Origin of the sequence: Terrihalobacillus insolitus (genome assembly GCF_028416575.1) — a bacterium.
GTDB classification, from domain to species: domain Bacteria; phylum Bacillota; class Bacilli; order Bacillales; family Amphibacillaceae; genus Terrihalobacillus; species Terrihalobacillus insolitus.
Window position 1 is genome coordinate 153654 of the sequence record NZ_JAMQKB010000001.1, and the last position, 21173, is coordinate 174826.

At 39.1% G+C, this 21173-nt stretch carries 17 protein-coding genes; 1 reads left to right on the forward strand and 16 read right to left on the reverse strand.

The window, feature by feature from the left end; translation table 11 throughout:
• Nucleotides 1–204: 204 nt before the first annotated feature.
• The 15 genes from trxB to NC797_RS00860 all read right to left on the reverse strand — a co-directional run bounded on the left by trxB (nt 205) and on the right by NC797_RS00860 (nt 16283).
• Complete coding sequence (gene trxB, locus NC797_RS00790) at nt 205–1179, reverse strand: thioredoxin-disulfide reductase (protein WP_272434683.1); 975 nt, start codon at nt 1177–1179, stop codon at nt 205–207.
• 157 nt (nt 1180–1336) lie between these two features.
• Complete coding sequence (locus NC797_RS00795) at nt 1337–2341, reverse strand: tetratricopeptide repeat protein (RefSeq protein WP_272434685.1); 1005 nt, start codon at nt 2339–2341, stop codon at nt 1337–1339.
• 184 nt (nt 2342–2525) lie between these two features.
• Nucleotides 2526–3050, reverse strand: coding sequence for an acyltransferase (locus NC797_RS00800; protein WP_272434686.1), 525 nt, complete (start codon nt 3048–3050; stop codon nt 2526–2528).
• Nucleotides 3043–3693 carry a pyrophosphatase PpaX gene (gene ppaX / locus NC797_RS00805; RefSeq protein WP_272434687.1) on the reverse strand — a complete coding sequence of 217 codons (651 nt, stop codon included), beginning with the start codon at nt 3691–3693 and terminating at the stop codon, nt 3043–3045. Before ppaX ends, NC797_RS00800 begins: the two co-directional genes overlap by 8 nt.
• Entirely contained in the window at nt 3668–4630 is a 963-nt protein-coding gene (locus tag NC797_RS00810; RefSeq protein WP_272434689.1) for a nucleoside recognition domain-containing protein, read from the reverse strand. Before NC797_RS00810 ends, ppaX begins: the two co-directional genes overlap by 26 nt.
• Before the next feature lie 93 nt (nt 4631–4723).
• Entirely contained in the window at nt 4724–5551 is an 828-nt protein-coding gene (lgt, locus tag NC797_RS00815) for a prolipoprotein diacylglyceryl transferase (protein ID WP_272434691.1), read from the reverse strand.
• Between the two features lie 14 nt (nt 5552–5565).
• A complete protein-coding gene (gene hprK, locus NC797_RS00820) occupies nt 5566–6504 on the reverse strand; it encodes an HPr(Ser) kinase/phosphatase (RefSeq protein WP_272434692.1) in 939 nt (312 codons plus the stop codon).
• Between the two features lie 147 nt (nt 6505–6651).
• Nucleotides 6652–6999, reverse strand: coding sequence for a phage holin family protein (locus NC797_RS00825; protein WP_272434693.1), 348 nt, complete (start codon nt 6997–6999; stop codon nt 6652–6654).
• A complete protein-coding gene (locus NC797_RS00830; protein ID WP_272434694.1) occupies nt 6999–7196 on the reverse strand; it encodes a PspC domain-containing protein in 198 nt (65 codons plus the stop codon). Before NC797_RS00830 ends, NC797_RS00825 begins: the two co-directional genes overlap by 1 nt.
• Before the next feature lie 4 nt (nt 7197–7200).
• The gene (locus NC797_RS00835) at nt 7201–8289 is read right to left on the reverse strand and encodes a DUF4097 family beta strand repeat-containing protein (protein WP_272434695.1); all 1089 of its coding nucleotides are present in this window, start codon (nt 8287–8289) and stop codon (nt 7201–7203) included.
• 30 nt (nt 8290–8319) lie between these two features.
• Nucleotides 8320–8991, reverse strand: a complete 672-nt coding sequence (gene bshB2, locus NC797_RS00840) for a bacillithiol biosynthesis deacetylase BshB2 (protein WP_272434696.1) — start codon at nt 8989–8991, stop codon at nt 8320–8322.
• Nucleotides 8992–9033: 42 nt separating this feature from the next.
• On the reverse strand, nt 9034–9387 hold the full coding sequence (locus NC797_RS00845; protein WP_272434697.1) for a YojF family protein: 354 nt from the start codon (nt 9385–9387) through the stop codon (nt 9034–9036).
• Between the two features lie 209 nt (nt 9388–9596).
• The gene (gene uvrA, locus NC797_RS00850) at nt 9597–12473 is read right to left on the reverse strand and encodes an excinuclease ABC subunit UvrA (protein WP_272434698.1); all 2877 of its coding nucleotides are present in this window, start codon (nt 12471–12473) and stop codon (nt 9597–9599) included.
• Between the two features lie 5 nt (nt 12474–12478).
• Nucleotides 12479–14461: an excinuclease ABC subunit UvrB gene (uvrB, locus tag NC797_RS00855; RefSeq protein WP_272434699.1), complete on the reverse strand. Its 1983-nt coding sequence runs from the start codon at nt 14459–14461 to the stop codon at nt 12479–12481.
• A 235-nt stretch (nt 14462–14696) separates the two neighbouring features.
• Nucleotides 14697–16283, reverse strand: coding sequence for a peptide chain release factor 3 (locus NC797_RS00860; RefSeq protein WP_272434700.1), 1587 nt, complete (start codon nt 16281–16283; stop codon nt 14697–14699).
• 575 nt (nt 16284–16858) lie between these two features.
• Between NC797_RS00860 and NC797_RS00865 the strand changes: the two genes are divergently transcribed.
• Entirely contained in the window at nt 16859–20068 is a 3210-nt protein-coding gene (locus tag NC797_RS00865) for a DEAD/DEAH box helicase (protein ID WP_272434702.1), read from the forward strand.
• 378 nt (nt 20069–20446) lie between these two features.
• On the opposite strand, the gene NC797_RS00870 is transcribed toward NC797_RS00865, so the two are convergent.
• Nucleotides 20447–20872 (reverse strand): DUF2933 domain-containing protein, encoded by a 426-nt coding sequence (locus NC797_RS00870; protein ID WP_272434703.1) that lies wholly within the window; start codon nt 20870–20872, stop codon nt 20447–20449.
• Nucleotides 20873–21173 lie beyond the last annotated feature (301 nt).

A 21173-nucleotide genomic window follows, 5' to 3' on the forward strand; every position in this document is an offset into this window, starting at 1 on the left:
ATGAAAAATCACCTGCGCTACAATGTCTTTCTATTTATTAAAAGGGGGTCAATTAATATATACTTATTATAACCCCTAAATGTTTCGTGCGTGTTACAGCAGGGTTAAAATGCATTTACGTTTCAATTTGTTCGCCTTATTCGCTTTGAAGCGCGTTCGAATTCGGTCAATTAGAATTAAAACTTCGCATCGATGCACCACTTGTTATTTGGTTGCCTCTTGAACATCCACTTTATTGGCGTTTAATTCCTCCAATAAGTTCTCAACATATGCTTGAGCAGACTGGGCGGCAATGCTTCCATCGCCAGTCGCTGTTACGATTTGTCGGAGCTCTTTATCGCGGATGTCCCCTGCAGCAAATACGCCTGGTACGTTCGTTTCCATTTTTTCATTAGTCGGAATATACCCTTCATTATCTGTGATCCCTAGTGAAGTGAATGGCTTGCTTAGTGGTACCATACCAATGTAGATAAACACACCGTCGGTTGGATGCTCATACGTTTCACCTGTCTCATTGTTGTGAAGTGTGACGCTCCCTACCTTGTTGTCTTTGCCATTAATTTCTTTTACAACAGTATTCCATATGAAATTCACTTTTTCATTGTTAAAGGCACGTTGTTGCAGGATTTTTTGCGCTCGTAATTCATCCCGTCGATGAATGATCGTTACTTTGCTCGCAAATCGAGTTAAATATACGCCTTCCTCAACGGCAGAGTCACCACCACCAATAACGACTAGCTCTTTCTCTTTAAAAAATGCACCATCACACACGGCACAATAAGATACCCCACGACCGCTTAGCTCTTCTTCACCTGGCACACCTATTTTTTTGTATTCGGCACCAGTTGTGATAATAAGCGCACGTGTTTTATATTCCTTGTTTCCTGCAACAACCGTTTTATATTCCTTATGATCCTGGATTTCTTTGATATCACCATACGCATATTTTGCTCCAAATTTCTGGGAATGCTCATACATTTTAGTAGACAAATCCGGACCAAGAATGTGATCATATCCTGGGTAATTCTCGACATCCTCTGTGTTTGCCATTTGCCCACCAGGAATTCCACGTTCTAGCATTAACGTATCTAAATTAGCACGAGAGGCGTATACGGCAGCTGTAAGTCCAGCTGGTCCTGCACCTGCAATTATGACATCATAGATTTTTTCATCGGACATTGTTATCCAGCCCCTTTTCTATAACTGTTTATCTATAGAATATGTTTGAGAAATCAAATGTCAACCTATAAGAAAGGCTCAATTTAAGATAACTCCTAACCATATCGTAGACGATGCTCTTCATATGGTCTATTATTCTGCTCACACTTTTTTTAGTCTACTGTTTGATCCATGGCCCTTCATCTTTACTTAAGCTAGGGTGACGTTTGCAGCCCTCTTCCCATAGTGTCAAAGCTTTTGATGGTTCTCCAGTATGAAAAGCCGCTATACTATACCACTTATAGTAGGAAGCATGTCCCTTTAACTGTGTTTTGGATAACGCTTGAAACCGGGCATATGCTTCGGAATAGTAGCCAGTATGTGCAAGTGTTGTTGCAATTCGTAGTTTTTGTTGTTCGTGAATAGGATACACATTATGAATCGATTGTATGTGTGCCTCGTATTTTTCTTGTTCGCCTCTCTCAAAATAAAATACGGCTAAATTCGTATGACAGTATAATGACTGTGGTTCTTGCTGAAGCCACTGTTCCTCTAATCGGATCGCTTCATCTTGGTCACGATGAAAAAAGGTTGCAAAGCTGTACTCATGCTTTGCTGCTAAATGTTCAGGAAACAACCCCATCATCTCTTCCAGCAACGGGAGTGCTTCATCCCATTCCTGTCTTTGCAAATGGTAGAAGACTGTTTCTTGATAAATCAGCAGTTCATCCTCTTCTTCATACGTCCAATCTTCGTCATCCTCAACTCCAAGATCAAGAAAGCCTAACAAACTTTCGGCTTCTTTAATAAAGTCACCCTCTGGCGCTTTTTGAATGTAGATTTCCACATACTTTTTAGCATCTTGTAACAATCCTAAGTGCGCATAGTTGTTTGCGATTAAGTAATAACAATCCAAATAGGCCTCTCCATTTTTAGAAAGTACCTCTGTTAAAATTTGATTTGCCACATGAAATGCACCAATTTCAGTGTAAACAATGGACATTTGACAGTGATATACTGCTTCATCTGGTGAAAATTCAACTGCTTTTTTCAACCACTTTAACGCTATGTCAAATTTATGCTTTTGAAAGGCCTCTACACCCTTTTTATAATAGAATTGGCCTTCGGGAATAAAGGGAATAATCTTGTCTATGTTATCCTGTGACGTTAATGTCTCTGTCATGTGTACGTATCCCCCAGTTATCCTCGTTCAAAGATTAGAAATGATAACAAAACATTCAAACGATAAGCATCTGATCTTTCTCAAATACTTTGAACATACAGTTTCAACCCTAAGAAGTATATCATATTTTAAAACTTACATCAGTAACAAATTCACCAAAGGTAAGCTAATAGCGCCGCAAATTTTATTTTAAAAAACGATCTGCCTGGATGCGTTCTTCCATTTCTGATTTTGTATAAATAATTTTCATCGGATTTCCGCCAACAAACGCCCCAGCAGGAACATCTTTATGTACCAAAGTTCCTGCTGAAACAATGGCATCATCTCCAATAGTAACTCCTGGAAGAATCGTTGAATTTGCACCAATCATGACATTACTACCAATCGAGACTTTGCCGATTCGGTATTCCTTAATTAAGTATTCATGAGCTAGAATTGTCGTATTATAACCAATCACTGTATTTGTGCCAACTTTTATTCTTTCAGGAAACATAACATCGAGCATGACCATCAACGCAAAGGCTGCTTTATGCCCAATTTCCATGCGGAGAAACTTCCGATATATCCAGTTCTTCACTGGCAGAAACGGCATATAGCGTGCCAATTGGATGAAAAAAAAATTTTTTACCACCTTTAAAAATGGCACGGTTTTATAGATCTGCCACAAAGAATTCGCTTCTTCCACACGAAAACGTTCGGTATTACGCATGTATCTCTTCCCCTAAAAGTGTAATTAAATCCGACATTTGTTCTAGCATATAATCTGGTTTGTAGGACTCAAGCTTGCTTTTCCCTTTTATTGACCATGCTACACCAGCAGTTCTAGTTCCAGCGTTCTGGCCTGCTTCGATGTCATGATAATTGTCACCAACCATAATTGTACTTGCTGCATTCCCGTCTAGTGCTGTTAATGCTGTTAAAATTGGTTCTGGATGTGGTTTTGCATGGGTAACATCATCCAAAGTAATGACGACATCAAATGCTTTTTGAAGACCAGTAAGCTGTAATCCCATATTCACTGTTTTCCTCATTTTCGTCGTAACCACACCTAACTTATATCCAGCTTGTTTTAAAGCATAGATCGTTTCTACGACAGTTGGGTATGCCGTAACATAATCATCATGATGGCTTAGATTGTGCTCACGATAAGTTTCGATCATCTGATCCACCTGATTCGCATTGATGGTTTCGAAGCTATCTTTCAAAGGTGGACCAATAAACTCTACTATTTCTTCTCTTGCATAGCTACGATCGGTATGTATAGCAAGCGTATGCTCAAACGAAGCAATAATTAATTCATTTGTGTCAATCAATGTGCCGTCTAAATCAAACAGAATGGTACGAATGTTCATGGGCCAGTTCCTTTCTACCTTTATTAATTTCCACACGATTCCAGGCAAAGCCAACTACTGCTGTTAATACAATAGCTGTTGTTACACGAAAAAGAAGTAACGGCCACACTGGGATACCGAGGGGAATAAAAATTAACGTATCCTCTACGACAGCATGACAGGAAACAAGAAAAATAAGTGCCAAATACATATCTTTTTTTGTCACACCGTCTTCTTGAACGGCTTGAATCATTAGTCCTGCCCCATATGCAAGACCGATCGTTAACCCTGCAACGAGTGTCATAGAAGTATTTTCTCGCATTCCTAACACTTTCATAAAAGGAGCTAACTTTTCTGATAGAAAGTCCATCCAACCCTTTTCACGCATAAATTGGATACCTACCATTAATGGGATCACGATAAGAGCCAGCTGTAGTACACCCATGAATGCTGTTTCAAGGCCTTGCAAGGAAATAGCAAACCAACCATCTGGTATTTGTTCTGCTTTTGAGATGAAGCCGTATTGTGACAACTGATCGCCACCATTCCACACCCCATTGATCAATGCTGCAGAAAGGAATGCTAAACTGATTCGGATTCCTACAACGACCCACCATTTGACACCTACTTTGGAGGCAACCGCTGATTCAATAAATAAATTGTGTGAAAAGGAAAGCATGACGGCCATAATGAATACTTCTTTTACGGTAAAATCAAAGGAGACTATGGCTGCAATCCCCGCATATAAATTTAGAAAATTACCTAATACCAAAGGAACTGCTGCTTCACCAGATAAACCGATAAACTTCAAAATTGGCGTTAATCTCTCCATTAACCATGGAAGTGCCGGCGTATAGCGAAGAATTGTAACGAATAGTGTAACAGGGAAAATCACTTTCCCAAGTGTCCACGTCAACGTCAAACCTTTCCAAATACCACGTTTTATTACACCAATCAATACACTTCCCCCTATTTTCTTGTTTAATGGACGCAGCACTTAAACACGACTTATTTCTTTGTCAGCCAAAGGCCAAGCCTGTTACCAATCATTCTATTTTTTCTTACCATTGTAACGCTTGTTCGCCTGCCCTGTTTTACGGCGGTACATGATATATACAATCGATCCAACTATTAGTACTACAGAAATCACTTGTGCTGTCCGGAGTTCACCAAACAAGTATAAACTATCGGTACGCATTCCCTCAATGAAAAAGCGACCGACGGAATACCATATCAAATAGCTAAAGAATAACTCTCCACGTCTTGGATTATATTTACGCAATATAAGGATTAAAATGAGTCCAAGAATGTTCCAAAGTGATTCATATAGAAAGGTTGGATGATACATCGTACCATCAATAAACATTTGATTTACAATGAAATCTGGAAGGTACTGCAAAAAATTGTCGTACGCCACTTGAGAAACTGGACCACCGTGTGCTTCTTGGTTCATAAAGTTTCCCCAACGGCCTATCGCCTGACCTACAAGAAGACCTGGTGCAGCAATATCAACCAATTGCCAAAAAGATACCTGTTTCACTTTAGCATAAACAATTGTCGTAATAATGGAACCAATCAATGCACCATGAATAGCAATCCCGCCTTCCCAGACGGCAAACACCTTCCACCACGGTCCTCCAGCATAACGATCCCACTCAAAAACAACATAATAGATTCTTGCAGAAAGAATCGCGATCGGAATAGCATATAAAACTAAATCAATGAAAATATCCTTTTTTAAACCCAAGCGTTCTGTTTCCCTTGTGGCCATCCACAATCCCAAAAAAGCTCCAGTAGCAATAATCACTCCGTACCAATAAATCGTAAATGGACCTAGTTCAATAAACACTCGATCTAACGGTGGGGCTGTTGGTGTCATATTAACGCACCTCCCTATTCATTTTTTCCTTCTTTTTCCTGTTCAATCATGTTTGTTAAACGCTGTGAGAATTCCTCAGCAGCATTAACACCCATCCGTTTTAACCTGAAATTCATTGCTGCTACCTCAATGATTACCGCTAAGTTTCTACCTGGTCTTACGGGAATCGTTGCTCTTGGCAGCTTTACATCCATGATTTTCATCGTATCTTCCTCTAGACCAAGACGATCGTATTGTTTTTTTTGATCCCATGTTTCGAGATGGATGCTAAATGAAATCTTCTTGTGACTTCTTACAGCTCCAGCTCCAAATAATGTCATCACATTTATAATCCCTAGCCCGCGTATTTCTAATAGGTGCTCAATAAGTGGTGGAGCATTTCCGATAAGAATGTCATAGTCCTCTTGCCTTATTTCTACACTATCATCGGCAACAAGACGATGGCCTCTTTTTACAAGTTCAAGTGCGGTTTCACTTTTACCAACACCACTTTGACCAGTGATTAACACACCAATGCCGTAGATATCGACAAGTACACCATGAACGGCAGTAAATGGTGCGAATTTAACTTCGAGAAAATTCGTTAATCTGCTAATAACCCTTGTCGTTTTATGTGGGGATCGCATAACCGGAACAGCTGCCTCATTTGCCGCTATCATCAGCTCCTCAGGCACATCCATCCCTCTTGTGATCACCATACCTGGAGTGATATCTGTACAAAGCTTCTCCATCCGATCTCGTTTTTCTTCTGGCTTTAAATCATTAAAAAAAGACATTTCGGTCTTACCTAATAACTGGAGCCGTTCCTTTGGATAGTACTCGAAATACCCCGTCATTTCAATTCCTGGTCTCGAAATATCACTTGTATTTATTTCGCGATGCACACCATCTTCACCAGCAAGAAGTTCAAGATTAAATCGATCTAGTAAATCCTGTGTTCGAACCTTCGCCATCTATATCCCTCCATGGTACTCTTCCATTCAATACATTATATTGTAGCATTTTTTTATTGGACAAGCATCACAAGTTCGTTATAAGATAAAAAAACTCGGCGATTGCCGAGCCTTTTAAGGTTAGGTTCTTGCATGCAGATGCGCAATTTACTTTAATCCTTTCACTAATAGATTAAGCATCACATTTAGAATAGCAATCACAACTGCTGCTAATATAGCGGATCCAAAACCATCAATTACAAATGCTGCACCGAGGACACTTTGGGTAATCATTAACGTGATCGCATTGATTACAAAAAGAAAAAGGCCAAAGGTTACAAATGTAATTGGTAAAGTTAAAACAACGAGAATCGGTTTTACGATTAGATTTAAAATGGAAACAATGAAACTGGCGATGATTGCAGTCATAAATCCTTCAACATAAAATGAATCTAGAATTTGAGCCACTGCAATAATAGCAATAGCGTTTAGAAAAAGGGATAATAACCAACGCATTATACTTCCCCCTCATTTGGAATGATAAAAATGGCTGCGAGATAAATAAATGCCAAAGGAAATAGAAGGCTTAGAAACAAACCTATGACAAAAATAAGCCGCACAATAGTTGGATCAATCCGGAAATAGGATGCAATACCACCTAAAACCCCAGCAACCATCCGATCCTTTTGAGAACGTGTCAATTTTTTCGACATATGGTCACACCTCCTTTTTACTTGGCAAAATCCATATGGAACCAGTTTTCGTCTCTGCCTCTACATGGAGAGAGTTTTTCATTTTATCATTTGCGATGAAATGAAGACTGTGATTTATTACTTCCCTTTTCTCTTGATAGATGGCGTAGTTGTCAATATCAAAGTGGATGGAACCTATTTTCGTCATAAGATTTCCATCGACACGAACTTTTTCTGGTAAGGTAAGACGGACACTGCCTGCAATCGTTTTAAAAAAGCCCATTTCTGCATGATTTCCTTGCCAATTACAATAGACACTACCGTTTACTGCTTGTGCTTCTATTTTTTTAAAAGTGCCATCGACATGTATCGATCCATGAATCGTTTCTGTTTCCACCCTTTCACAAATAACATCCTCTAGTTTTATTGAACCATTTATGGATTCTACGTCCAATATGTTCCCGCGAAAAGATGAAAGATCAATTGATCCATTGGATGTTTTCATTTCGAGTTGTTCCGATTCTATTTGATTGACATGTATTTTACCATTAAATAATTTGATACGAGTACTCGTATATTTATTTCTTGGAACATATAGTTTAAGGTCTGCTTTTATTTGTTTAGAAGGGATGGTAAACGCGAGTATATTATCCACTATTTGGAATTCCGATTCCCTTATAAATTTTTCCTTAGCCTCGTGCTGGTTTTTCGACTGGTACACCTTTGCTTGACTTTCAATCCTGACATCCTTTTCATCCCAAGGAATGAGGGTAACATCTCCATTAAATATATCTATCCCTATTGTTGTGAAGGTAGCTTTATTACTATGAAAGACATGGGAAACATCATAATAATCACCAAAATTTAAGTCTAAGTCCACATTTTTTATCTTGGAAAATGCTTCTTCAATAAATTGTAGAAAAGGTCTTTTTTTTGATTTTGTTTTGCTATGCTGCTTATACGCTTCTCCAGTTTCCCAATCTACTTTTTTTGAAATTTCTTGAATGGTTGATTGGTCGTCCTGTTCAATCGACTCCATTAATTCCTCCGCTTCCTCAGCGGTAATCATTCCTTCTTCTACCATTTTCAAAATTCGGCGCTGTTCTTCCTTCACCAACGAATCCCCCTTTGTTTTCAATAAAAACTAGGATTCAAAATTCCACGTATAAAACCGTTCAACACCCATTCTCTCTTTAGCGATCGCTTCTAAGTCCTTATCTTGATTTGGATCCTTCTTCATCTTACCCAACACACCATCTGCTTGTGAACGATGGGAAAGAATGGTATCCATTTTCTTTTGAAAAAAAGGTGTAATATCAAAACAGATATCAGGATTTCCTAACTTTTCTAGATGATCATTACTAATGGCTTGCGCCCATACTTTAGGCCTGCTGCTTGGATTCATTTGTCGTACAGCTTCGATTGCTGCTGCTCCTAAAGCATTATGATCTGGATGAACAGCGTGTTCTGGATAGTGCGTAATGACAAGACTTGGCTTCACTTCCTCAAGAATGGTTCGGAGGCGTTTTGCTACCTCATCTTTAGATTCAAACTCCAATGTTTTGTCACGATACCCTAACATACGTAATTCAACGTCCAACACTTCACAAGCAGCGATCAACTCTTTCTTTCTTATTTCAGGTAAACTTTCTCTAGTTGCAAAAGTGGGATTACCCATATTCCTTCCCATTTCTCCTAATGTGCCACACAGATAGGTTACAGGAATCCCTTCTTCTCTAAATTTTGTTATTGTACCCGAAGCACCAAACGCCTCATCGTCTGGATGGGGGTATATAACAACAACGTGTTTTTCCATTGTCACCACTTCTCCCTATTTATACGTTTAAATATCGGACCTTTAGTAGTCAAATGGTTTTTCACCAATTTCTAGTGCTACCATAAGTCTTCCTTCACGGTCATGCCCAGCCATTAATAGTCGATCATCGCTATCTATTTCCCATTGGGATAAACCTTCTGCATATACCCAACCCATGTCCGTCTTTAAACCAACGCGATAAGCCTGATCTGTCCCAACAATTTTTCCATGCTCGTAGGAAATTTTTGCGTTTCGGATAAACACACCAATATTGTAAGCTTTATCGTCAAAATGGCTTGCATACGCACCATTTGTCGTTTCTAGGTGGATATAAACGGGCTTATTAGCGTAACGATCGATTGCCTGTTGAACCTGATCAACGTCTATTGCTTTCATGCGATCCCCTCTTTCCATTCAATTCGGAACTTCATTCATGTATATTCCCGTTTTCTTCATTATATAGCAATAACCAAAAGGTTTGAGCATTGAGCGAACTCGCTTCAGCAAGCTAAAACATCAGGCAATCAGATGGAGTCTCGACTCCACCTGATTCTAAATTCCCACCTTCGCTTCGCTTAGAGGTGGGGTCTAAAAACATTTAACGATTAATTCTGTCCCACTTTTTCTCTCGCACTCATTTTTTCTTCCATTCGTTTACGGTCTCGTTCCAGGATTGGTTTCAAGTAATGCCCGGTGTAGGAGTTCGATTGTTTCGACACTTCCTCTGGCGTTCCAGTAGCGATGATTTGACCGCCACGATCTCCACCTTCTGGACCTAAATCAACAATATAATCCGCTGCCTTTATTACATCTAAATTGTGCTCAATAATCAAGACCGTATCCCCATTGTCAACTAATCGCTGCAAAACCTCAAGTAAACGAGAAATGTCGTCTACATGAAGTCCAGTTGTAGGTTCATCCAAAATATATAACGTTTTCCCGTTCGAGCGACGATGCAGTTCACTCGCTAATTTAACCCGTTGCGCTTCTCCACCAGATAAGGTGGTTGCTGGTTGACCGAGTTTGATATAGCCTAAACCCACGTCCGCAATTGTTTGTAGCTTCCGGTTTATTTTAGGGATATTCGAGAAGAAATCAAGTGATTCTTCGATCGTCATCTCCAGAACATCTGAAATGTTTTTGCCTTTGTATTTTACCTCCAGTGTTTCCCTGTTGTAGCGCTTTCCATGGCATACCTCACATGGCACATAAACATCAGGAAGAAAATGCATTTCGATCTTAATGATTCCATCCCCGCGGCAAGCTTCACAACGGCCACCCTTTACGTTAAAACTAAATCTACCCTTCTTATACCCACGAATTTTCGCCTCATTTGTTAAAGCAAACACATCTCGAATGTCATCGAAAACACCTGTATATGTGGCAGGGTTCGAACGAGGGGTCCGACCAATTGGTGACTGGTTAATGTCAATCACCTTTTCCAAATGTTGTACACCTTTGATTTCTTTATGCTTTCCTGGCTTTTGTTTTGCTTTGTGGAGCTTCATCGATAAAGACTTATGCAAAATCTCGTTGATTAATGTGCTTTTTCCTGATCCTGAAACCCCTGTGATCGCAGTAAGAATGCCAATTGGTATTTTTGCATGAATATTTTTCAAATTATTTTCCTCTGCCCCAATGACTTCGACATAACGTTTATTTGGTTTTCGTCTGGAAGCAGGCAATGGAATAAACCGCTGTCCAGCTAAATACTGGCCAGTAAGTGAATTCCTATCGTTCATCACCTTTTCTGGTGAACCACTTGATACAATTTGTCCACCGTGTTCACCTGCACCAGGACCGATATCAATTAACCAATCTGCTGCAAGCATCGTATCCTCATCATGCTCGACAACGATTAACGTATTACCTAAATCCCGCATCCGTTTTAATGTACTTATTAAACGATCATTATCACGTTGGTGTAGTCCAATCGAAGGCTCATCAAGCACATACAAGACACCTGTTAATGCAGAACCGATTTGTGTTGCGAGCCGAATTCGCTGCGCTTCACCACCAGAAAGTGTGCCAGCAGCACGCGATAATGTTAAATAGTCTAGTCCAACATTATTCAAAAACGTTAGACGATCGTCGATTTCTTTTAAGATCATTTTCGCAATTTTTTGTTCTTTTTCGGTTAATTCTATTGAATCAAAAAATGTGCGAGCTTCTGTTACAGAAAGATCTGTAATATGTCCAACGTGCTTGTTGTTAATTCGTACCGCAAGTGTTTCTTCCTTTAATCGGTAACCTTTGCACTTTGGACAAGGCTTTTGAGCCATATACTTCTCCATTTGTTCTCGAATAAAATCAGAGCTTGTTTCCTTGTATCGACGAGCAATGTTATTTATAACGCCTTCAAACATGATCTCACTATCACGGATCCTGCCAAAATCATTTTCATAACGGAAATGAATTTTTTCCTGATCACTTCCAAATAAAATACGCTCCATTAAGTGCTTCGGAATCTTTTTCACTGGTAGATCCATGTCAATACCAAAATGTGTACAAGCACTCTCAAGTAGCTTCGGATAATAGTTAGAGCTCGTTGGCTCCCATGCAGTTATTGCACCCTCATGAAGAGATTTGTCCCAATCTGGTATGACTAAATCGAGATCAACCTCAAGCTTTGTACCCAAGCCATCACAACGCTGACACGCACCATATGGGCTGTTAAAGGAAAAAAGTCTAGGCTCAAGATCCCCGATCGAAAATCCACAGATTGGACATGCATGCTGTTCACTAAACAAAAGTTCTTCTTCACCCATCACATCCACAATCACCTTACCTTGACCCAATCCTAGTGCTGTCTCTAGAGAATCGGTCAGCCTACCTGTCACACCATCTTTTACAACAATTCGATCCACTACTACTTCAATCGAATGTTTTTTATTTTTTTCTAGGTGGATGTCATCTGTTACCTCTTTCATTTCACCATTCACACGAATTCGAACATAGCCTTCTTGCTTTAAATTTTCCAGGACTTTAACATGCTCGCCTTTTCTACCTGAAACAACGGGGGCAAGGATCTGGAGCTTTGTTCGCTCTGGATATTCTAAAATACGATCCACCATTTGTTGAACGGTCTGAGATGAAATTTCGATATCGTGCTTCGGACACGTTGGATGACCAATACGTGCAAACAACAATCTTAAATAATCATAAATCTCTGTTACCGTTCCGACTGTTGACCGTGGATTTCTACTCGTTGTCTTTTGATCAATGGATATGGCAGGGGATAATCCTTCTATCGCATCTACATCTGGTTTATCCATTTGTCCTAAAAATTGACGCGCATATGCTGACAAAGACTCTACGTATCTTCGCTGCCCTTCTGCATAGATCGTATCGAATGCAAGTGATGATTTGCCCGATCCAGATAAACCCGTTAACACAACTAACTTGTTTTTCGGAATCGATACATCCATATTTTTCAGATTATGGGCTCTTGCCCCTTTTACGTTAATTGACTTTTTTTCCATAAGGCTCACCCTTCTGTTTTAAGTTCCAAGATTAAATCCCGTAATTCAGCAGCTTTCTCGAAATTAAGATCTTTTGCTGCTTTTTTCATTTCTTTTTCCATGTTTTCGATCATTTTTTCCTTTTCTTTCTTGCTTAAGTTGGCGATGCTTGGTGTACCAGCTTCATATACTTCCTCATCCTCAGCTGCAACTGTAGCGCGAATGACATCACGTACTTCTTTCTTAATCGTAGTTGGCGTAATGCCATGTTCCTCATTGTACCTCATTTGCTTTTCACGACGGCGGTTTGTCTCATCAATCGCGATTTGCATGGAATCGGTTATTCTGTTTGCATACATGACAACTCGTCCTCTTTCGTTTCGCGCTGCTCGCCCCATCGTCTGAATCAATGACCGCTGCGAACGTAAAAAACCTTCTTTGTCCGCGTCAAGTATCGCGACTAAGGATACCTCAGGAATATCTAATCCTTCTCTAAGTAAGTTAATACCAACCAACACATCGTATTTCCCAACTCGGAGATCGCGAATGACCTCAATTCTCTCGAGTGTTTTAATTTCGGAATGTAAATAAGCGACCTTTATTCCAATTTCTTTTAAATAATCGGTTAAATCCTCTGACATTTTTTTTGTTAAGGTCGTAACAAGCACACGTTCATTACGTTCCTGAAGCTGATGGATTTCTCCAATTAAGTCATCGATCTGTCCTTCTATCGGTCGAACCTCCACCTCAGGATCCAACAATCCAGTCGGACGAATAATTTGCTCTGTCATCCTAGGGGTGTGCTCCAACTCATATGGGCCTGGTGTCGCTGAAACAAACACCATCTGCTGTGCTTTTTTTTCAAATTCGCTAAAGGTCAGTGGGCGGTTATCCATAGCCGACGGTAACCGAAATCCGTGATCAACGAGAACTTGCTTTCTTGCCTGATCCCCGTTAAACATCCCTCGAATTTGTGGGAGTGAAACGTGTGATTCGTCCACTACAATTAAAAAATCATCTGGAAAGTAGTCCATTAACGTATAGGGAGTTGACCCTGGCTCCCGAAAGGTTAAATGACGTGAATAGTTTTCGATCCCAGAGCAGAAACCCATTTCCTTCATCATTTCTATGTCATAGTTCGTACGTTGTTCTAAACGCTGTGCCTCAAGTAATTTGTTATGACTGTGTAGTTCTGCCAAACGTTCTTCTAGTTCTTTTTCTATATTTGCGATTGCTTTTTTAAGTTTCTCTTCTTTTGTTACGAAGTGTGATGCAGGGAAAATCGCGACATGATCACGGTCACCGATAATTTCACCTGTTAGTGCGTCCACTTCACGAATACGATCAATTTCATCCCCAAAAAATTCGATGCGAACACAGTGCTCTTCCCTTGAAACTGGGATAATTTCTACTGAATCCCCACGGACTCGAAACGTACCACGCTGAAAATCGATGTCATTTCTGGCATACTGAATATTGACCATGTCGCGTAAAAGCTGATCACGATCCTTTTCCATTCCCATTCTTAAGGAAAGGACTTGACTTTTATAGTCCTCTGGAGACCCCAAACCATAAATACATGACACACTCGCAACAACTAAAACATCCCGACGTTCAAACAAGGAAGATGTTGCTGAGTGGCGTAATTTATCGATCTCGTCATTTATGCTTGCATCCTTTTCAATAAACGTATCGGTTTGTGGTACGTATGCTTCTGGTTGGTAGTAGTCATAATAGCTAACGAAATACTCTACCGCATTGTTTGGAAAATATTCCTTAAACTCACTATATAGTTGTCCTGCTAGTGTTTTGTTATGGGCGATTACTAATGTCGGGCGATTGACTTCTTTAATGACATTAGACATTGTAAACGTTTTTCCCGTTCCGGTCGCACCGAGCAATGTCTGGTGCTTTGTGCCCTGATTGAGTCCATCCACTAATTCATTTATTGCGCGTGGTTGATCCCCCTCTGGACTATAATTAGAAACGATTTCAAATTGGTTCTTCAAGCTATTAACCCCCGTTCACGTCCCAAAATAAAATGTCGATTTATCTACATTGTACCACATTGTTCTCTTATTCTAACATAAAAACGAACAAATATTCGTATGTTTTGTTTATTTTTGTAGACATATACGTCTATTATAAAAGAAAACTGTTTATAATGCTGTCACAAGGTTTTCTCGTTTAGACGTTTTTTCATTGAAAAAAAGACACGCCCACATGTGAGCGTATCTTATACTATTAATACGTCTGATCGTATTGATTAACATCTAACAGATCAATCAAATCGATATCAGGATGTTTATCTTTAAACCACCTTAACGCAAAATCACTTTTGAATAAAACAATTGGTTCCCCTTCACGGCCACGGACAAGCATACTTCGTTCATCAAATATAGTCTCATCTACTTGCTCTTCCTTTAACCAACGAGGAATTCTTTCCCCGATCGATTCAAACATGACTTCTACGTTATATTCATTTTTCATCCGATATTCGAACACTTCATATTGCAGTTCCCCGACTGCACCTAGAATATACGTTTCTGTTCGATACCCTTTAAGCAACTGAATCGCACCTTCTTGGACAAGCTGCTCAATGCCTTTTTTAAACTGCTTCGACTTCATCACATTTTTAGCAGTAACCCTTTTAAATTGTTCTGGTGGAAATTGTGGTAGCTCATCGTATTCAAATTGGTCTTTTCCTTCAATAAGGGTATCTCCAATTCGATAGGCGTTCGGATCATATATTCCGATAATATCTCCTGCATAAGCTTCCTCAATCGTATCCCGGGAAGAGGCAACAAATTGCTGTGATTGGGAGAGCTTTATCGTTTTTTCCGTTCGAGCAAGCTTCACGTTCATACCACGCTCAAATTTACCTGAGCAAACACGTAAAAATGCGACCCTATCCCTATGTGCTGGGTTCATATTCGCTTGAATTTTGAAAATAAACCCAGAGAAATCAGGGTTGTCTGGGGACATGACACCCTCTGTCGTTTTCCTTGGTACTGGAGCGGGTGCCATGGAGATGAACGTATCAAAAAATGTTTGAACTCCAAATGGCGCCAATGCACTTCCAAAGAACACAGGTGTTTGTTCTCCTGCTAAAACCGCATCTAAAGAAAACAGATCACCAGCTTCATCTAGCAATTCGAGTTCTTCTACTGTTTCCTGATACGTTGGGTGCTCGACCAATTCCTTATGCTCGGGTTTGTCTAGCTCATCATAGGCAATATACGTTTCTTCCTCATTACCGTTGTATTTAACGAAATTTTTATCAAAGCGATTGAAAATGCCAAGGAATCGTTTCCCCATACCAACAGGCCAATTCATCGGATATGTTTCAATGTTTAATACTTGTTCGATTTCTTCTAGTAGTTCCAGTGGTTGACGACCTTCTCTATCCAATTTATTAATAAAAGTAAAGATTGGAATGCCACGCATACGGCACACTTTAAACAGTTTAATCGTCTGTGCCTCAATTCCTTTCGTTGCATCGATAATCATTACAACACTGTCAACAGCGGTTAGCGTTCGATACGTATCTTCACTAAAGTCCTCGTGACCTGGCGTGTCTAAAATATTTACCTGGTGACCTTTATAAGGAAAGTTCATCACACTTGAAGTAACAGATATGCCACGTTGCTTTTCAATTTCCATCCAGTCAGACGTAGCAAATTTTCCTGATTTCTTTCCTTTAACAGTACCAGCTGAACGAATCAAATTTCCGAATAACAGCAATTTTTCTGTTAATGTTGTTTTCCCAGCATCTGGGTGAGAAATAATTGCAAAGGTTTTACGTTTCTTTACTTCTTCCTGTATTGTCATAAAAAACCCTTCCATTCTATTGAAATACGTGTTCAAAAAGTCGACAAATTAGAAGCAAGCAGGTCGAGGCGGCGTAGTTTTGAGTAGCGCAGCGAAAGCTTGTTGCTTCGAAAGCATTACCTCGCACGAAGAAAAAGTGTTCTTCTTTTTCTAAGGATATGCTTTTAATACGTGAGCAACGGAAAAACAAGCCAACGAAGAGATGCGCCGCTTATCATTTGGTGACTTTTTGAACAACCTCTTAAAGTTTCATCTGTAAAAACGTCTTGTTTTCCTATCACTTATGAATATGAAAGATTTGAGTGCCCGTTTATTTTTCCATTGATTACAAGCACTTAACGGGATTTTGTTTTTACATTGGAAGGATTCTCCTTTTCAAAAACGGTCATCTACTATCGTACTCCAATAACAAAAGATACCAGTTTCATTGCTTAAAGTCAATCTATCCTAGTATGTGCCAAATTAAGGAAAAACGTGACATTCATAGCTTAAACCCAGTATTATCTTCAATAAGTATGTGCTTGAAAAATCTGTTATAATAAAGAAATGATAATTGGAAGATGAGGATGAACATCATGCGAACATTTTTTATAAATAAACAAGACATTGTGAAGATTACAGGGGAACGATTTTATAAAAGGGGACTTAACTACTTTCGCAATGGCAGGGTATATGGATTGCAATATAATCCAGCAATTAATTATTGGAGCGCCCAAGTAAAAGGGACAGGGAACTATACTGTACGTATCTTTTTTTTCGATAACGATGAGCTAGAGGCAAACTGTAATTGTCCTGCTTACCATACACATTTTACTTGTAAGCATATCGCTGCCGTTCTGCTAGCAGTAAACGATCAATCTTATAGTCAAGTAAAAAAAGACGCCAACGATACGGAACATCTCATGGATAAAAGGGAACTTCGGGATGATTCTTTTTCTTCCAGACTCATAGATGTGTTTGGCCAGCAAAAACAAACTTTAGTAAAAAAAGCTTCCGAATTAACGGTAACTTATGAGGTACGAACACACGTTAATTATTCCAAATCCATGTTGAAAATCAATTTGAAAATTGGTACTAAAAAAGGTTATGCAGTTAGGAACCTAAAAGATTTATTACATCATATTCAGCAAAACAAAGCATACCAGGTTTCTTCCAATTTTCGATATGATCCTACTATCCATGTTTTCAGTGATCGGAATAAAGAAATCTTGCATATGCTTCAACTCATGAGAAATAACGAAGCAATGTATACTTCTTCGTTCGGTGGCGACATCCAAGAAAAAAATTCTTTGATCATTCCAACTTTTCTAGCTCATGATCTCTTACAGGCAATTGCGGAACAACACGGAACATATTGCAATGAAACAAAACAATCAGGCCCTTTAAAGATCAACACAGCTGGTGATCTTCCTTTAACATTTAAAGTGTCTACAGATCCTGATGGGGCGTTTCAATTTGATTCTTCAGACCTTTTCCAAGCAAAATATCTGGAGAGCTACGGCTATTTAATAAAAGATGGTACCTTTTACAAATTAAACGAAAACCAACAGGAAATCACAGAAAAATTATACACTTTATTGCCTTATCGCTCCGATGTCTCACATCAAGTGCCAAAAGAGAAGATCGAACCATTTCTTACAAACGTTATTTCTAAGCTTGAAGAAGTTGGAACTGTTTCCTACACGGAAGAAGCCCGATCCAAGGTAACGGTTGCACCATTAAACGCAAAGGTTTATCTAGATGAAGAAAAAGACGGAATTACGGCAAAGGTGACGTTTCATTACGGAGACCGATTGGCTTATCCATATCAGGAAGTGTCCTCTTATGACAATCCAATAAAAAGAGACGATTATAAAGAAAATGAAGTTTTAAACCTATTAGAAAGTATTCATTTCGTTTTTATAAATGGAGAATTTCGACTGTTTCAGCTAGAATTTATTTATTCTTTTCTACATGACATATTACCAAAGCTTGAGCAAAAGGCGGATGTATACATTTCTACAGCAGTGAAATCCATGCTAACCTCAAAACCTACCTTTACGTCTACTGTACAATTAGACGGAGAAAATGGAATGCTAGATATAGAGTTTGATATGGAAGGTATATCTTCTAAGGATGTCCAGCATGTTCTTCAAGCACTTGTCGAAAAAAAGCAGTATTATAGGATTCCAAATGGGGCACTTCTTGATTTAGAGGACGCAAACTTTCATTCATTTCAGGAATTAGCAGAGCAGCTGCACTTAAAAAAAGGGCAACTAAAGGATGGTCATATCGAAGTTTCCCTAGCGCGAAGTCTACAAATAGAAGAGACTCTCGGAAAAGATCGTGCACAATACGGAGAAGCCTTTCAACAACTACTAGACCGACTTAAAAATCCAAGTAAGGAAACCTTTCCCTTGCCAAAAGGGCTGCAGGCAGACTTACGACCATACCAGTACACGGGTTTTCAGTGGCTTAAAATGCTTGCATCTTATCGCCTTGGAGGCATTCTCGCTGATGACATGGGCTTAGGAAAAACAATTCAAACCATCACCTATTTGTTATCAGAGAAAGAAACAAAGCCAAATGTTCGGTCAAGTATTGTTGTTGCACCTGCATCACTTATTTATAATTGGAAAAAAGAATTCGAGAAGTTTTCACCTTCACTAAAGGTAACTGTTATAGCTGGTTCAAAGGAACAAAGAGCTTTCCAAATCGAACAAGCCACAGATACAGATGTATTTGTTACATCCTATCCATTGCTGCGAAAGGATATCGACATCTATAAGGAATTGACCTTTGATTCGATCGTTTTGGACGAAGCACAAGCAATAAAGAACCACCTAACCTTAACTGCTAAAGCTACCAGAAATATTCGCGCGAACAAACGCTTTGCTTTAAGTGGCACACCAATTGAAAATTCTCTCGATGAACTATGGTCGATTTTTCACACGATTTCACCTGGGTTATTTACGAATCAAAAAGAATTCTCCCAGCTTGATCATAGCTACATCGCTAAAGTAACACGACCTTTCATTTTACGCCGTATTAAAAGAGAGGTGCTGCAGGATCTTCCAGACAAAATAGAGTCTGTTCACTATTCTGAATTAACGAAAAATCAGAAAGAGTTATATCTCGCATACCTTGAGAGAATGCAAGCCCAAATGGACAATACGATTGAAGAAAAAGGTTTTGCAAAAGGAAAATTAGAAATCTTAGCAGGTTTGACAAGATTGCGCCAAATTTGCTGTCACCCTAGTTTATTCCTAGACAGCTACAATGGAAAGTCTGGAAAGCTCGAACAACTACTTGCGCTCGTCCAAACGTTTACAAGTAGTGGAAATCGAATGCTAATTTTTTCACAGTTTTCCAGTATGCTAAAATTAATTAATCAAGTCTTGCATGAGAATGGGATCGAATCATATTTACTAGACGGCTCTACCCCTTCTGAGGATCGAGTTGACATGACGGAATCCTTTAACGATGGGAATAAATCGGTATTCCTTATCTCATTAAAAGCTGGTGGAACTGGGTTAAACCTCACTGGTGCAGATACCGTTATTCTCTACGACTTATGGTGGAATCCTGCTGTTGAAGAACAAGCGGCGGGAAGAGCACACCGAATTGGACAAAAAAAGGTCGTACAAATCATCCGACTTATCACTGAAGGCACAATCGAAGAAAAAATATTCGAGCTTCAACAAAAGAAAAGAGAGTTAGTAGATCAAATCATACAACCCGGTGAAACGATGTTGTCTAAACTAACGGAGGAAGAGCTACGTGAATTATTACAAATGAAAGCATAAGAATACCCCTCTAGCGAGATATTGCTAGGGGGGTTGTTTTTCCTTCTCTAATTGTGATTTTTCATCACAAATTCGCTTCCAAAATGGTGTTAGAGTTTTCTGCATTTTTGCTAAAAAGGAATGTTCCATCTTCACTTGTTCAAATAATAACAATTTCGCATTGGGTTTGCTCACTCTTGCCTTTTGCTTGTTCTAAAAGAATTTTTCTAATCTTTTTGGACTTCCCCGCCTCTAGGCTTCATAAAAAAATCATAAACAAAAGGGAACAACAATCCCACCATCTATCACCTCACGTTTCCAGCCAAATAAATTCCTCCAAATGAATTTAGTTAGACCTTTAAAACAAATTTTGATTTACAGGGCCTATAGACATTTATTTTAGGAAGCATTTTCTTCCTTATTTTCTTCGTCAGCACTTTTCTTTACGACTTTAAGTTCAGGTACTTTTTTCGCTTTTTCCTTCGTATCTGCTATTTTCTCTACTTCACCTTCAGTAACTACCTCTTCTACTTCATTGACAGTTTCTTCATTCTCAGGCTCAGAAGACGACCCTTCCATCACCATTTCCTTTTTCGCCTTTTCTCCCTTTATTGACTTTATTTCGTTCATTAGCTCATGGTTTTGTTCCATGATCACTGCCATCTTAATTTGAAGAGCTTCAACTTCACTCGCATTTCCTTGATTACCTTGCTGTACAGCATTTTGATTTGCTGTTTTTTCCTCTTTATTCCCTGAAGACATCCCCTTCATACAGAATAGCATCATAAGCGGACAAGCTAAAAGTAATAAAAGTACCCAACTCATTTAACATCCTCCTAATTAATTTTATTCAAATTTAACATATAAATGTGGAGAAAGTGTGATGGTTCAAAAAAATTTCGGCTATTTTCTGAAATATATGAATAATCCATTTTTAAAACACTCGCAATGTTTATATTCAATACTCATCACTAGCATTGCGTAAATATAGAACAAAGAATAAAACTATTTAAGTGGAGAAATTTATAAAGAGGTGCAACGAATGACACCTAGTTAAATATTTCCTAACATAGGAGTGAATCATTTGTGGCTGAATTACTATACATTGTTGCGGTAATCGTAGCAA

Coding starts and splice junctions, on each gene's coding strand:
- trxB (WP_272434683.1), bottom strand. CDS start 1,179: ATGTCCGATGAAAAAATCTATGATGTCATAATTGCAGGTGCAGGACCA.
- NC797_RS00795 (WP_272434685.1), bottom strand. CDS start 2,341: ATGACAGAGACATTAACGTCACAGGATAACATAGACAAGATTATTCCC.
- NC797_RS00800 (WP_272434686.1), bottom strand. CDS start 3,050: ATGCGTAATACCGAACGTTTTCGTGTGGAAGAAGCGAATTCTTTGTGG.
- ppaX (WP_272434687.1), bottom strand. CDS start 3,693: ATGAACATTCGTACCATTCTGTTTGATTTAGACGGCACATTGATTGAC.
- lgt (WP_272434691.1), bottom strand. CDS start 5,551: ATGACACCAACAGCCCCACCGTTAGATCGAGTGTTTATTGAACTAGGT.
- hprK (WP_272434692.1), bottom strand. CDS start 6,504: ATGGCGAAGGTTCGAACACAGGATTTACTAGATCGATTTAATCTTGAA.
- NC797_RS00825 (WP_272434693.1), bottom strand. CDS start 6,999: ATGCGTTGGTTATTATCCCTTTTTCTAAACGCTATTGCTATTATTGCA.
- NC797_RS00830 (WP_272434694.1), bottom strand. CDS start 7,196: ATGTCGAAAAAATTGACACGTTCTCAAAAGGATCGGATGGTTGCTGGG.
- bshB2 (WP_272434696.1), bottom strand. CDS start 8,991: ATGGAAAAACACGTTGTTGTTATATACCCCCATCCAGACGATGAGGCG.
- NC797_RS00845 (WP_272434697.1), bottom strand. CDS start 9,387: ATGAAAGCAATAGACGTTGATCAGGTTCAACAGGCAATCGATCGTTAC.
- uvrA (WP_272434698.1), bottom strand. CDS start 12,473: ATGGAAAAAAAGTCAATTAACGTAAAAGGGGCAAGAGCCCATAATCTG.
- NC797_RS00860 (WP_272434700.1), bottom strand. CDS start 16,283: ATGACAATACAGGAAGAAGTAAAGAAACGTAAAACCTTTGCAATTATT.
- NC797_RS00865 (WP_272434702.1), top strand. CDS start 16,859: ATGCGAACATTTTTTATAAATAAACAAGACATTGTGAAGATTACAGGG.
- NC797_RS00870 (WP_272434703.1), bottom strand. CDS start 20,872: ATGAGTTGGGTACTTTTATTACTTTTAGCTTGTCCGCTTATGATGCTA.